Here is a 13,315-nt window from a genome sequence, read left to right as displayed (position 1 = left end):
TAGGGCGAATATAACCCGTGAGTCAATCGCCCTAAACAGGCTGGCTAACGCCGCCTTAAGAAATCTAAAGTAAAACTTTATTTCATTCTTAACACAGAATCTTTCTTTTGAGAGAAAAGAAAGTGACGACCACAGACCCTAAATATAGATCTGCTATTCCTAACGGAGAACTGGTTGTTATGTAATACTACCGAGAGAAATAATGATATAAATCTTATCATCGTATCTTTACCCTATGCCGAAACGTTTCGACTGGACACCATCAGCCTATAAAGAAATGGAGAACATCACCACCCGCCCGGCTACCATGGCCGATATGGATATATTGCGTCAATTTGAGCAGGGCGTTATCAACGCCGAGCGGCCGTTTGACCCGACGCTTAAGGACGGGCATATCAATTACTACGACCTTAACGAATTTATCACCTCCCCGCATATCCACCTCGTAGTAGCCGAACTCAACGGTGAGGTAATCGGCAGCGGCTATGCACGTATCGAAACTTCAAAGATCTATCTCAAACATCAGCAGCACGCCTACCTGGGCTTTATGTACGTGTTGCCCCAACACAGGGGTAAAGGCGTTAATAAAGTTGTGATTGGTGCGTTGCAGGAATGGTCGGTAAGGCAAGGGGTAACCGAGTTTAGGTTAGAGGTATATTTTAATAACGTGCCCGCCATTAAGGCTTACGAAAAAGTTGGTTTTAATAGCCATATGATAGAGATGCGTATGGGGCTTTAAAACATCTGTTTGCCATAATTCATCAATTTTTAAAAAGTTTTGTAACTTATTGTAGTTTTGTGCTTTATTTATAAATTTATAGCAGGATATAAACCTGAACTATTTAAAGGCACCAAATACTGAATGGAAATAAAGAGCAACGGCGTTAAAGGCGGCTGGTTAAAAAATATGATCATTAAACGGTTGTATTTTGATAAAGCAATGTCGTGTGCCGCGTTAAGCCAGCTTTTTGATAAGAGTATCCCCTCCATCGCAAAAGCAATAAACGAACTTATAAAAGAAGGTTTCGTGGTAGAGCAGGGCTATGCCCCCTCAAGTGGCGGCCGCAGGCCTTTAATGTATGCTATAAATACCCATGCCATGTTTATACTGGCAGTAGCTATGGACCAGCTGTCAGCACGTATCCAGCTTATCGATTTAAATAACAACCCCGTTGCAGAAATGGCTACGGTTGAGTTAAAGCTCCATAATAACGAAAACGCCCTGCCACAATTGATCAGTTACCTCAATAGTTATATTGAAGAAAGTAGTATTTCCAGGAAAAAAATAGCCGGTATTGGCATTGGTATGCCGGGCTTTATTAACGCGGTGGAGGGTATAAATTACACTTACCTCGACGCCGGCGGCGAAAGTCTGAGTAAGCATATCGCTAAAGAAACAGGCATCACCACTTATATTGATAACGATAGCAGCCTGATAGCGCTGGCCGAGCAAAAGTTTGGCATTGCCCGCTCGCAGCAGGAAGTAATGGTGATAAACCTGGGCTGGGGAATAGGCCTCGGTATGATCATAGACGGTAAGATCTTTCGCGGGTATAACGGCTTCGCGGGCGAGTTAAGCCACATACCGCTATCAGATAACGGCGCGCTTTGCGTGTGCGGTAAACGCGGTTGTTTAGAGGCCGAGGCATCTATGCTGGTTGTTGCCGAAAAAGCCGAAGAAGGTATTAAAAAAGGCCGCGTTACCAGCCTTAAGGCGCATCACGGCCAATCTAAATTAATGGGCGAGGACCTGATGGACGCCGCCAACCAGGGCGACCAGTTTGCCATCGAATTACTAACCGATGCCGGCTACAAAATTGGCAAGGCATTGGCCATCCTTATCCATATCATGAACCCGGCTAATATTGTACTTAGCGGCCGCGGGGCTAAAGTTGGCAAGATACTGATGGCCCCAATACAGCAGGCCCTGCATAAATATTGTATTCCCCGCCTTTCATCGGGTACCGAACTGCTCATATCATCCTTGGGCTTTGACGCCGAGCTAATTGGCGCGGCCGTATTGGTAATGGAGAACTTTGATAAAGAGGAACAGGTAAGAGGTTAGTAATAGGAAAAAGCTGAGAGCTCATGAACCCCAAAGTTGATTTTGACTTTCATAAAGACAAAAAATGGCGATCTGAGGTTAACCTGCTGAGGCGCATTGTATTAGATTGTACTCTTACTGAAGAGTTGAAATGGGGGTGCCCGTGTTATACGTATCAGGATAATAACATCGTGCTCATTCACGATTTTAAAGAGTATTGCGCCTTGCTGTTCTTTAAAGGTGTTTTGTTAAAAGATACAGAAGGTATTTTAGTGCAGCAAACCAATAATGTGCAGGCAGCGAGGCAGTTACGTTTTACGGGTTCAGAGCAGATCTTGAAACAGGAGGCCATCATAAAAGCTTACGTATTTGAGGCTATAGAGATAGAAAAAGCGGGCCTTCAGGTGGAGATGAAAAAGACGGCCGATTTTACTGTAGCCGTAGAATTTCAAGATAAACTTAATAGCGATAGTGCCCTCAAGGCGGCATTTGAGGGACTCACCCCAGGTAGGCAAAAAGGTTATTTATTGTATTTTTCGGCGGCTAAACAAGCCAAAACCCGTGAGGCAAGGGTAGCGAAAGCAATTCCACAAATTATGATGGGAAAAGGTTTAGATGATCAATAGTATGGCAACCCAAACATTATCACCGGCGCAAAGTGAAGAATTGCTTGGCCTTTTGAAAGCAAGGTTTGAGAAACATCCCCACAGGCATAGGCATATAGAGTGGGCGGATGTCCACGCGAAGTTGCAGCAGAGTCCCCGGGCACTATGGTCACTTAACGAAATGGAAATCACCGGCGGCGAGCCTGATGTTGTCGGTTATGATGAAGGAACCGGTGAGTATATATTTTATGATTGTTCGCCCGAAAGCCCCAAAGGCAGGCGCAGTATCTGTTACGACCACCAGGCCTTAGAATCTCGCAAGGAACATAAACCTGCAGACAGCGCGCTGAATATGGCTGCTGATATGGGCGTCGAACTGTTAAATGAACAACAATACAGGGAATTGCAGCAACTTGGCGCCGCTATCTTTTGCGACAGGCGTTACAACCAGGTTTTTACCTACCACAACGGTGCCGAATCTTATTACGCGGCAAGGGGTTTCCGTGGTATGGTAAGGGTTTAGGTTATCTATTCGGAAACTACGTCGCCATATTTATTTAGGCTTGTTTGGCATTTTGGGCAAGTTGTGCCGCCCCATAACATTTGTTGGCGGTTTTGAGGTACACGTATCAAAGGTTGTTGCGTTTGGCATACCGGGCAATTTACACGGTTTAAATTGATTCCCCATTTAGATCTATTCCTGTTGGCAATGCTAATCCAAACAATAAGGCCGGTTACTACAATAGCGCAAATAATAAGTTGTATCATTATAAAAGCGATTAATTTATTTAAAGATACAGTTTTTGATAATAGCTTAATTTTTAATCTTTCTTAGTGTACGGCTATCCGGTCGTTTTAAAACTTTCGCGTATCCCCAAATAAAAACTCCTATGAGCCACACACAAACTCATAGGAGTCCATCATCCCATACTTAAAAGTTTTTAATTTACGCTCGCGCTTGCTTCACGGTACTTGAGTGTTTTGTGCTCCTGCAGCCAGTCGGCAATGTAACCGGCAACATCCTGCCAGCCTTCCTGCCCGCATATCCAATGGCTGCGGTTCTCAAATTCCTTGTAATCGGCAATGCCGGTTTCATCTGTATAAGCCTCGGCGTTGCGCTTACAAAGTTCGGCGGGTATAATCTCATCCTTTTCGGCGCCAATAAATAAAAGGGGAGAATGCGGCATATCGGTATCTATTTTTCCTTCATCACCCATGCAATCACGCAATACATTGCGGCTGTCGTGGGTGGCGGTTTCTTCAAAGGCCAACCGGGTATCTTCCATACTCATGGTATTGCAAAACGATGAATGGAAACTTTCCAGATCTGTATAAAAAGGCTTGTTATCTTTAAACGGATTGGCTATTAAAGCACTGTTTTTTATAAAGCCCCAATCAAAAGCAAGCATGGCATTGGGTGCTACCGAACAAATGGCCACCCCAATATCGGCAAGGCCTTTGGCTACCATAAGCTGCACTATTAAACCACCAACAGAATGCCCTATTAAAATAGGTGGCTCATCCTGCACGCGTACCAGCGCTTCAATATTTTTAACTATTGATTTGAGGTGGAGGTCGCCTAAGCCTTCGGGCGGGTAATTACGCAGGTCCTCGGGTTCGCCTTCGTGTTTTGGCCAGGCGGGAGCGATACAATTATAGCCTTTATTCTTAAAAAAAGTGACCCACTTGTCCCAGCTTTTAGGGTTTTGGAACATTCCGTGGATAAAGATGATGGTTTTCATAAGTAGTTTAGTTTGAACTAACTACTCCAAAAGCATACCAAAAGTTTAAAAAATTACTTAAAACTCAATTTTACGAAACTCATAAAAGTTTTAGTTTCTGAACTTTAGATAGTTATGCTATCGCCCAATTTATATACCCGGTTAAATTTAATGCCTTGTTGCTCAAAGTGTTTGCTGTAATTTTGATAACGTTGTTCAATAAAAAAGTCTTTAGCGTAGCCATCATGTACAGGCAAAATTTGTTGTGGCTGAATGGCATCGGCAAAGCTTGCTATTCGCAATTCATTGGCGAAGGGGGCCATGGTAACCATTATTAATAACGGGATGCCTTTGTATTTGTGCATTTTATCCTCCATAGAATCTACCGGATGCAGCACTTTATTGTTGATGATGAACCCCGTCATTTTAGGGATCGGGTTATCCAGCAAGGGTTCGTGCTGTACCGATATGGCCTCTAATGTGAACGAGCCTATGTTATAAACACCATCTTCTATTAAGCTGTAACTGAGGCCCTCTTTTTTGATGGCTGTGCCTACTTCTATATTTGTATAAATGATGGCGTTGCTTAAAGCTACTATCTCTTTAAGATTATCGAGGTCGAGATGATCTGGATGAATGTGCGTAATTACAATGCTGTTAACATCGGCAAACATCTGCGGGGTTACCCTGCCTTCGGCAAAGCTGAACTTGCCCGGGTCAAACAATAGTTTATGCCCCTCCAGCTCAAAAACAAGGCAGGAGTGCAGGTATTTAGTGATTTTCATAAGCTTGCTATAATATCACTAAACCTTGCCGGTACTTAAAAGGTTTGGGTTACAGCAGCTGTTTTAAATCGCTAAAGGTGTTTATGGTGGCAACCTGGCCGGTTTCTACCATGCCAAAACCGTACGACGCGAAAATAAAAGGGACACCCGCTTTGGTGGCCGCTTCATAATCGCCCGTGGTATCGCCTACGTAAACGGGGTTTTTAAGGTCATGGTCTGTCACAATATCGAGAATGTTATCGGCCTTGGGGTTACCCTTGGTACCGTAGCATTGGTGCGCCAGAAAGTGCGGGTGCATATTATAGAGATCGAGAAACAGTTCGATATAGCCGCTTTGACAGTTGCTTACGATGTAAAGCTTATACTTTTCGCCAAGATAGGTAAGCGTATCTGCAAGGTTAGGGTATAAAGTACCGCCTTGTTTGTGTAAGATCTCCAGTTCGTTAACCGAGCACAGGTGCTTTACTTCCTCACGCTGCTCGGGGCTTAAAAGGGGGAACAGCTTTTCAAAGATCTTATCATAGGTCATCCCGGTTATAGAGCGTACGCGCTCGCGGGTCATTACCTCGCCGGCCATGTAGGGCGCCTGATTAAGCGCCGCCTGCCATGCGCCGGCAATGGTGTCGGTACTATCCCAGAGGGTACCGTCGAGGTCGAAAATAATGCTGTCGTATGTATTTTTTAAGCTGTCCATTGCTGCGTTATGTGCCGCAAAAGTAGCAGATTATTTTTAGCCGATAGTCGCCTAAGCGTAATTAGTAAACCGGGAACTGACCAATGGTAAATAAAAGCGATAAGGCCGGGATGGCCAATAAAAAGAATACCCTTGCTTGTTCTACTTTATCAGAATCGCCTTTTACAAATACGTGGTTAAGGTCGGTTAATATGGTGTTGATCGCGTTTTTCATGGTAAACAGTAGTAATTGTGATTTCTGTTTTTATGACCATGAGAGCGGGCGGAAGGTTTAATGAGAAAATAAAAAGCTAAGATAAAAATAATGTTGAGCTTGGCTACTCATTCCTCGCGGTATTTCCTTGACATCATCGCTTCGCCGGACCAAACTCTTAGTTGTGCAGAAAAAGATTTAGAGTGTTATTTACCCTTAATGCGAAACTGGGAGGGTTGCGCACTTGGTGCCGTGTGTGAGTAAATACGTAACATTAATAATTAATCGTTTATCTGTAATGAATTAATTAGGCTTTCGGCGTAAGCAGGATCATATGGATTGTACCACTGCAGGCAGTAACCATCACAGCTCATTTTAAACATCTCGATACCAGATAAGGTCATATCATTATTTAGCCCGACAATTAAACTGGAAATGGTTTCTTCAGTTACAGATTGCTTTATTAGTATAGTATGTCCTAAATAAAATTCGGCTTCATCTACTAATGAAATTGCACTTTCATATGACAGATGACTGATAAAACAGATGGAATATTTTGACGCCTGCCATTTACTCAGCTTAACTTCTCCCAAATCATACATAATGCTTTGCTTAGTTACTTTTCCCAAAGTGAATAAGGATAATAAATTATTTGAAGCAACGCTTGTAAGAAGTTTCGCTACAGTGTTTTTCCAAGCCTCCCAATCTCTAATTTGTATATTCCTATCTAAGGAAATATCAATTACACTATACTTATGTATGTTTATCATGTGGTTTAATTTAAAAATAGGTTTTCAATCTAACGCCTACATAAAGTGGCAAAAACAAAATACTTATGATAAGCACATTATTAAGAAAGTCAAATCCAACAAACTATAATAACACATTAACTTTGGTTTAAACCACCCTACCTTCTTCGTACAAAACCGTGTTATGAATGTTCCAGTCCTCAATATCAATAAGGCCGGGGCGGGTTTGGTAATGCGTATCATCGGCGGGGCACTTCACTACATATCCGCCATTTTCTAAAAGCGAAATAATAGGGCGCTCGCCGCATGCTTTGCAAGGCTTGCAAAAAATAGATTTGGGTATTGTTACATAGCCCTTCATACTGTGATATACGTAGGTTTTATTCGTTCTGGTTGTGAAAGTATTAAAAAAATTAGGCGGGGGAATTATTTGGCATCATTTACCTCTATCCAGTAGCCATCCGGGTCGCGAATATAAACTTGGGTTACACCGTCAACCCGGTGCTCTACCTGGCCGGCAACACCTTTCCAGTTGGTGTAGGTTATCTTTCGCTCGTTAAGCAGCGCAATAAATTTTGTTATAGATGGCACGCTGAAGCAAATATGGTCGCCAATTAGTTTTGGCACGGTAGAGCAATTGCCCTGTATAACATGCATGGCAACATTTGGTGCAATATTGTACCAGGTGTGCACGGTATCTTTAAAAGGATTAGGGATTATTTTTAAACCTAAAACAGAAGTATAAAAGGCATTGCTTTTTTTAAGATCGGCAGAGCAAAGGGCAGCATGGTTAAACACGGCCTGCGCGTTGGTGGCCATTGGGGCGCTAAACAATAGCAAGGCAGCTATTTTAAAAACGCGGGTTTTTAATTGTAGATAGTTTAACATTGTTTTAAGGTTTGTATTACCTGTTAAATATACGGTTATTTTTATTGCCATTGTGCAATCGTATTATTAACAGCCATAGCTGGAGTTGAGTTTTACGTTTATAGTACTATGCCAACCTGTGCTATAAGGGTATTGTACAGCACGTTTCGCACAAGAAGTCTTTATTAACCATTGTGATGGGCGCTTTGTAACAACTTAGTGATACTGCCTGCTGTTGGTTAAACTTTGCAATGCGGCTTCAGTTTAACTTATAACAAACAGTAATTAGCACGTTAAAATATAACATTATGAAAAAGGAAATATTGAGATTGCTGGCCTTATTAGTATTTGGCGCAGCAGTATTAACCGGTTGTTCAATTGAAAACCAGGGCCGCCGCGGCAGGTATGATAACAAACGCTATCATGGCCGTTACCATCACGATAATCGCTACAATGACCGTAACAACGGTTATTACGGCCGTTACTAATTAAGACAGGTTTATACATATCAACATACATACATCTAAATACCAAATATCATGAAATACATTAAAGTAATAGCAGCAGCAATAGTAGCCATGTTTGCCTTTGAAGGCGCTAAGGCCCAAGTAGTAGTAGCTGCAAGAATAGGTGCCCCTGCACCGCGCACCGTAGTGGTAGAGCGCCCTGTAGAACGCCGCTTAGTTGTAGTAAACAGGCACCATCGAAGGCATTACCGCCGCCCGGTAGTTGTAGAAAGGCCGGTTTACTACCACCGCCCGGTACATCGCCGTGTAATAGTTAGGCACTATTAATATTTAAGCCCTCCTGGTTTCAGGAGGGCTTTTTTATGAAACAAATATAGGTTGTAAATGATATTGATAATCAATGTTTTTACTTCCTAATTACCTTCGCTTACTTATATTGCGGGCTTAAACAAAAATTACCATATGCACAGAGGCGGTTTCCTCAGATTTTTCCTCATCGTATCAGCCATTACATTATTAATGGATTGGTACGTTTTTAACGGCCTGCGTACACTTACTGCCGATTGGCAAAGCCGCCCTGCAAGGCTTATCCTTACCTGGGGTTTCCTGCTCATATCTGTCGCTGTAACGGTAGTGTTCCTGATAGGGCTTAACAGCCTGAGCACCGCCCGCGGCATGACGCCTTTCCACGAATGGATTTTGAGCCTGTTCCTTACCTTCTTTGTAACCAAACTGGTATTTGTGATAGTATTATCGCTGGGAGACCTGGGCCGTTTCATTACAGGCATTATACATGCTGTAACCAAAGATGGTAAAACGGGCGAGTCCATATTCCCCTCGCGCCGTAAGTTTATTACCGAGATAGCCATACTGCTGGCAGCCATACCTTTCACATCATTTTTTTACGCGATGCTGCGCGGCAAGTACGATTACAGGGTGCACCGCCAAACCATTTATTACGATGAATTGCCCGAGGCCTTTGATGGCTTTACCATCACGCAGTTGTCTGACATTCATTCCGGGAGTTTTGATAATGTAAAGGCCATGCAGCGAGGGATAGATTTGGCTAAAGCCCAAAAATCGGACCTGTTTGTTTTTACGGGCGACCTGGTAAACAATGCCGCCTGGGAAATTGAACAATATATAGACCGTTTTGGGGCTATAAAAGCGCCATTCGGACAGTTTTCGATATTGGGTAATCACGACTACGGAGATTATATTACATGGGATAGCGAGCAGGCCAAGCGCGATAACCTTGCCAAATTAAAGCAACACCACGCCGAACTGGGCTACCGTTTATTGCTGGATGAGAACGTTGTGCTTGAAAAGGCTGGCCAAAAAATAACATTGATAGGTGTAGAGAACTGGGGCGAAGGCTTCGTTCAAAAAGGTGACCTTGACCGTGCCCTTAAGGGTGCCGACCCCAACGCGTTTAAGATCCTGCTCTCGCACGACCCTACCCACTGGGAAAAGAAAGTGCGCTACCACCCCGTTGATGTGCATTTAACCTTGTCGGGCCATACCCACGGCGCGCAGTTTGGCATAGAAGCCGCCGGCCTTAAATGGAGCCCTGTAAAGTACCGTTACCTGGATTGGGCAGGGTTGGTGAATAATAAAAACCGCTACCTGTATGTAAACCGGGGCTTTGGCTTCCTGGCATTCTCCGGGCGCCTCGGCATCTGGCCGGAGATTACGGTGATAACTTTAAAGAAAAGAGTTTAAAGATTTGTTGATTAGAGGTTGATGAGACTTAAACAACGTGAATTATTAATGTATTTGAAATTACTGCTCCGTTAGGAACGGGCAATCAGAAGCTTCGCTATCGCTCAGCATGCCAAAGTTTTGAGCTTGACGAACGGGACGACATCTTAAAATGCGACCTCGTCACATTCGGGTAGTACAGGCATTGCAGTAGCACTAACTTTCACAGAAGGTGGCGCAGTCGCGACTTTTCTTTGGTTCGTTTCTTTTGAGAGAAAAGAACGGCGTAGCCCTCTTGAGTGCCAAAACAAAACAATTCAACACGAAAAAATGAACATCCACAGGCCGGGCAACATCACACTGCCATTCCTAACGGAGAACCATAGGAAATTTGCCTAAAGAAGTTGCTTAGTGCCTTGCAATAAAATTTTTGAAGAGTTTAAGACTACAGATAATATTCAGAAAATGCTTTAGTGGTTTTGATCCCGCCCCTCTTTAACTCAACCACTTCCCAAACTCGTAAAACTTTTTAATGCTGATGCCTACTTTGCTGCCAACAGGGTGTTTACGGCGCGCGTAGTTGATCACGCGGAGCGTAACTTCTTCGCGTTCGATGATAAGTTCCTCGAAAAAGCCTTTAAATAATACCTGCTTAACCGTCCATTTTGGTCCCATCCCCAAGGTAGTGATGCTGATATGCTCGGCATATATAACTACGGTGCCGCGTTTAGATCTGATGCCGCAAACTTTTGCCTGGGCTGCGGTAAGTTCGCTGCAGCTAACTAATATTTTGGCGGTATAAAGCAGTTTAGGGTCGTGATACAGTATTTCGGGAGAGCCGTATTCCACTATTTCGCCCTCTTTTATAACGATGAGTTCATCGGCCATCGACAGCAGCTCGGCAGGGTCATGTGATACCAATATCACCGTAACACCCCATTCTTTTACTATCTGGCGCATATCGTGCTGCAAACTTTCGCGATAGGCGGCATCAACCTGGTTAAACGGTTCATCAAGCATCAACACCTCGGGGCGGTTAATAAGGGCTTTGGCAATGGTTACCCGTTGCTTTTCGCCGCCGCTAAGCTTGCCAAAGGGCTGGTCGCGCAGCTCGTATATCCCCAGCAGGTTTAAAGCCTGCGTGGTTTTTTGTATCTTATAGTTAGCGTCTTCTGTTGGCAGGCCGCGGCTTACGTTATCCCAAACATTGGCGTGCATATCCATATCGGTATTGTCCTGACTTACCATGGTAATGGCAAGCTGCGCCGCTGTGAAATTTGCCGTACGCACAGGCAGTGGCTGCCCATGAAAAAACACATCGCCGGAATCGGGTTTCATTGCGCCCGACAGTAGTTTTAGCAGCGTAGTTTTGCCACTTCCGCTCTCGCCAACAATAGCGGTAATTTTGCCCTTGGGTATAAAAACGGTAATATTATTAACGCCTGAAGACTTATCGCCAAAAAAATTTTTGGTAACCGATATGGTTTCCAGTATCAGATCGTCTTTCATTTTTTTAAACCGGGGGCGCGTTTAGTGTAACTTATCTCAAACCTAACCTATAAAACGGTATCAGCCAAAAAAAAGTAAAAATGTGTAAACCACCATCTTCGCAAACAATTAAACCTCATTGTGTATTTGACTAATAACTTAAAAACACTATCATGAACAGAACAATTGGAATAATACTTATTGTAATAGGCGCGGCAATGCTTATTTGGACAGGGTTTACCTACACCAAAAAAGAAAAAATTGTAGATGCAGGACCTATCCAGATCTCGGCCGACAGGGAGAAGAGCGTTAACTGGCCCCCATATCTTGGCGGTATTTTATTAGTTGGCGGGATAGTTATTGTAGCCACTTCTAAAAAAGCCTAAGCCTGATATATATTAGCGGTAATGGAACCCAAATTCTTTGAAACACCGGCCCAATTTCGGGATTGGCTGCAAAAACACGCCCATAAAGAAACCGAACTGTTGGTTGGTTTTTATAAGGTGGGCAGTGGCAAAGCAAGCATTACCTGGCCGCAATCGGTAGATGAAGCGCTGTGTTTCGGCTGGATAGATGGTGTACGCCGGTCTATCAATGCCGAAGCTTACAGTATCCGTTTCACCCCTCGCAAACCTGCCAGTATCTGGAGCGCGGTAAACATTAAAAAAGTAGCCGAGCTTACCGAGAAAGGCCTGATGCAGCCGGCCGGCATAGCCGCGTTTGCTAAACGTAAGGAAGAAAGATCGGCCATCTATAGCTTCGAGGTGGAGCCTATGGAGCTGAGCCCTGCCTATCTTAAACAGTTTAAGACCAATAAAAAGGCTTGGGGATTTTTTGATGCGCAGGCACCCTGGTATAAAAGATTATGCAACCACCGCATTATGAGCGCCAAGCAGGAGAAAACGCAGTTAAGCCGTTTGGCCAATATCATAGCGGCCTGTGAAAGGGGCGAGGTGGTTAGGTAAGGCCTCACCCCGGCCCTCTCCAAAGGAGAGGGGGTAGAAGTTTTTACCCTCTTTCCGCGCAGCGAAGAGAGGGTGGTCGAGCGAAGCAATGACTGGGTGAGTAAGGTGAGCTAAAAGTTAGTCGTGCGCATAGTTTACTCACCCCGACTACGCTACGCGGGTCGACCCTCTCTGCTTCGCAAAGAGGGTGGGAGAAAAGAGCGCTTTACCCTCTTTCCGCGCAGCGAAGAGAGGGTGGTCGAGCGAAGCAATGACCGGGTGAGTAAGGTGAGCTAAAAGTTAGTCGTGCGCATAGTTTACTCACCCCGACTACGCTTCGCTGGTCGACCCTCTCTGCTTCGCAAAGAGGGTGTGAGCCTCACCCCGGCCCTCTTCAAAGGAGAGGGGGGTAGAAGTTTTCACCCTCTTCCGCGCAGCGAAGAGAGGGTGGTCGGGCGAAGCAATGACCGGGTGAGTAAAATATACTGTCATCCCGGTTGTTAGCTACCAAACCAGGCCCCACACCGTAAATATCAAACCTGTCAGAGCCGTATTTAGTGTGAGATGCCGCCCTCCGGCCGGTGGGCGGCACGACAGTTATTTTTAATATTATATCAATTTGCCATGTGCTAAGGCTTCCTGCAAATTGGCTACCTTAAATTTAGGTTTATAGCAGTAACCGGCCAGCTTTTTAACCCAGGGGCGTTGGTACCCAAACATCATTTTAAGCATCCGCACCCGGGCAGACCCTTTGGGATAACCATATTTATACCAGCTGAATTTGGATTTGTCGAGATTAAAATGTTCGGCAAACTCGGCCAGGAAAAGATCTATCTCAATGTCGTAAATGTCAAGGTCGAGGTCGATACTGGTATTGGGGTGCAACTGCGACGTATCAACCCGGCTTACCTTATACCGGTTACAGTAGTTGATAATAAAATCTTTTAACTGTGGTTGAATTTGGTCCATACGATCCCTTAATAGTTAACCAAAGGACACCGTTTTTTCAACGGCGTTGCAACCTAAAATTAATAAAAAGAGATTTTAAACAGAAAAA

At 44.2% G+C, this 13,315-nt stretch carries 18 protein-coding genes; 9 read left to right on the top strand and 9 right to left on the bottom strand.

The features are described from left to right. Window positions 1-235 precede the first annotated feature (235 nt). The 4 genes from ACFQZI_RS20380 to ACFQZI_RS20365 all read left to right on the top strand — a co-directional run bounded on the left by ACFQZI_RS20380 (window position 236) and on the right by ACFQZI_RS20365 (window position 3,172). Window positions 236-739, top strand: a complete 504-nt coding sequence (locus ACFQZI_RS20380; RefSeq protein ID WP_377145804.1) for a GNAT family N-acetyltransferase — start codon at window positions 236-238, stop codon at window positions 737-739. 123 nt (window positions 740-862) lie between these two features. After that, the gene (locus ACFQZI_RS20375; RefSeq protein ID WP_377145802.1) at window positions 863-2,065 is read left to right on the top strand and encodes an ROK family protein; all 1,203 of its coding nucleotides are present in this window, start codon (window positions 863-865) and stop codon (window positions 2,063-2,065) included. A gap of 23 nt (window positions 2,066-2,088) precedes the next feature. Further along, entirely contained in the window at window positions 2,089-2,670 is a 582-nt protein-coding gene (locus ACFQZI_RS20370) for a YdeI/OmpD-associated family protein (RefSeq protein WP_377145801.1), read from the top strand. Window position 2,671: 1 nt separating this feature from the next. Continuing rightward, window positions 2,672-3,172: a DUF4256 domain-containing protein gene (locus ACFQZI_RS20365; RefSeq protein WP_377145799.1), complete on the top strand. Its 501-nt coding sequence runs from the start codon at window positions 2,672-2,674 to the stop codon at window positions 3,170-3,172. 418 nt (window positions 3,173-3,590) lie between these two features. On the opposite strand, the gene ACFQZI_RS20360 is transcribed toward ACFQZI_RS20365, so the two are convergent. The 7 genes from ACFQZI_RS20360 to ACFQZI_RS20330 all read right to left on the bottom strand — a co-directional run bounded on the left by ACFQZI_RS20360 (window position 3,591) and on the right by ACFQZI_RS20330 (window position 7,730). After that, entirely contained in the window at window positions 3,591-4,391 is an 801-nt protein-coding gene (locus tag ACFQZI_RS20360) for an alpha/beta hydrolase (protein WP_377145798.1), read from the bottom strand. Window positions 4,392-4,495: 104 nt separating this feature from the next. Then, entirely contained in the window at window positions 4,496-5,155 is a 660-nt protein-coding gene (locus tag ACFQZI_RS20355) for an MBL fold metallo-hydrolase (protein WP_377145796.1), read from the bottom strand. 49 nt (window positions 5,156-5,204) lie between these two features. Beyond that, window positions 5,205-5,849 (bottom strand): HAD family hydrolase, encoded by a 645-nt coding sequence (locus tag ACFQZI_RS20350; protein ID WP_377145795.1) that lies wholly within the window; start codon window positions 5,847-5,849, stop codon window positions 5,205-5,207. Window positions 5,850-5,910: 61 nt separating this feature from the next. Next, on the bottom strand, window positions 5,911-6,063 hold the full coding sequence (locus ACFQZI_RS20345) for a hypothetical protein (protein WP_377145793.1): 153 nt from the start codon (window positions 6,061-6,063) through the stop codon (window positions 5,911-5,913). A gap of 260 nt (window positions 6,064-6,323) precedes the next feature. Further along, the gene (locus ACFQZI_RS20340) at window positions 6,324-6,812 is read right to left on the bottom strand and encodes a hypothetical protein (RefSeq protein ID WP_377145791.1); all 489 of its coding nucleotides are present in this window, start codon (window positions 6,810-6,812) and stop codon (window positions 6,324-6,326) included. Between the two features lie 127 nt (window positions 6,813-6,939). Then, the gene (locus tag ACFQZI_RS20335; protein ID WP_377145788.1) at window positions 6,940-7,152 is read right to left on the bottom strand and encodes a hypothetical protein; all 213 of its coding nucleotides are present in this window, start codon (window positions 7,150-7,152) and stop codon (window positions 6,940-6,942) included. Window positions 7,153-7,217: 65 nt separating this feature from the next. Continuing rightward, entirely contained in the window at window positions 7,218-7,730 is a 513-nt protein-coding gene (locus ACFQZI_RS20330) for a VOC family protein (RefSeq protein WP_377145787.1), read from the bottom strand. 236 nt (window positions 7,731-7,966) lie between these two features. Here ACFQZI_RS20330 and ACFQZI_RS20325 point away from each other — a divergent pair, with 236 nt between their 5' ends. The 3 genes from ACFQZI_RS20325 to ACFQZI_RS20315 all read left to right on the top strand — a co-directional run bounded on the left by ACFQZI_RS20325 (window position 7,967) and on the right by ACFQZI_RS20315 (window position 9,847). Next, the gene (locus ACFQZI_RS20325; protein ID WP_377145785.1) at window positions 7,967-8,146 is read left to right on the top strand and encodes a hypothetical protein; all 180 of its coding nucleotides are present in this window, start codon (window positions 7,967-7,969) and stop codon (window positions 8,144-8,146) included. A 51-nt stretch (window positions 8,147-8,197) separates the two neighbouring features. Continuing rightward, window positions 8,198-8,452: a hypothetical protein gene (locus ACFQZI_RS20320; RefSeq protein WP_377145783.1), complete on the top strand. Its 255-nt coding sequence runs from the start codon at window positions 8,198-8,200 to the stop codon at window positions 8,450-8,452. A gap of 135 nt (window positions 8,453-8,587) precedes the next feature. Then, window positions 8,588-9,847, top strand: coding sequence for a metallophosphoesterase (locus tag ACFQZI_RS20315; RefSeq protein ID WP_377145781.1), 1,260 nt, complete (start codon window positions 8,588-8,590; stop codon window positions 9,845-9,847). 474 nt (window positions 9,848-10,321) lie between these two features. Here the strand turns inward: ACFQZI_RS20315 and ACFQZI_RS20310 are convergent, their stop codons facing one another. Beyond that, on the bottom strand, window positions 10,322-11,335 hold the full coding sequence (locus ACFQZI_RS20310; RefSeq protein WP_377145779.1) for an ABC transporter ATP-binding protein: 1,014 nt from the start codon (window positions 11,333-11,335) through the stop codon (window positions 10,322-10,324). 152 nt (window positions 11,336-11,487) lie between these two features. Between ACFQZI_RS20310 and ACFQZI_RS20305 the strand changes: the two genes are divergently transcribed. Beyond that, a complete protein-coding gene (locus tag ACFQZI_RS20305) occupies window positions 11,488-11,700 on the top strand; it encodes a hypothetical protein (protein WP_377145778.1) in 213 nt (70 codons plus the stop codon). A gap of 21 nt (window positions 11,701-11,721) precedes the next feature. Beyond that, on the top strand, window positions 11,722-12,279 hold the full coding sequence (locus ACFQZI_RS20300) for a YdeI/OmpD-associated family protein (protein ID WP_377145776.1): 558 nt from the start codon (window positions 11,722-11,724) through the stop codon (window positions 12,277-12,279). Between the two features lie 588 nt (window positions 12,280-12,867). Here ACFQZI_RS20300 and ACFQZI_RS20295 read toward each other — a convergent pair. Next, window positions 12,868-13,227: a DUF1493 family protein gene (locus ACFQZI_RS20295; RefSeq protein WP_377145774.1), complete on the bottom strand. Its 360-nt coding sequence runs from the start codon at window positions 13,225-13,227 to the stop codon at window positions 12,868-12,870. Window positions 13,228-13,315: the final 88 nt, after the last annotated feature.

The organism is Mucilaginibacter lutimaris, assembly GCF_042676625.1.
Classification (GTDB): Bacteria; Bacteroidota; Bacteroidia; order Sphingobacteriales; family Sphingobacteriaceae; genus Mucilaginibacter; species Mucilaginibacter lutimaris.
This window is presented reverse-complemented; position numbering and strand designations above follow the sequence as displayed.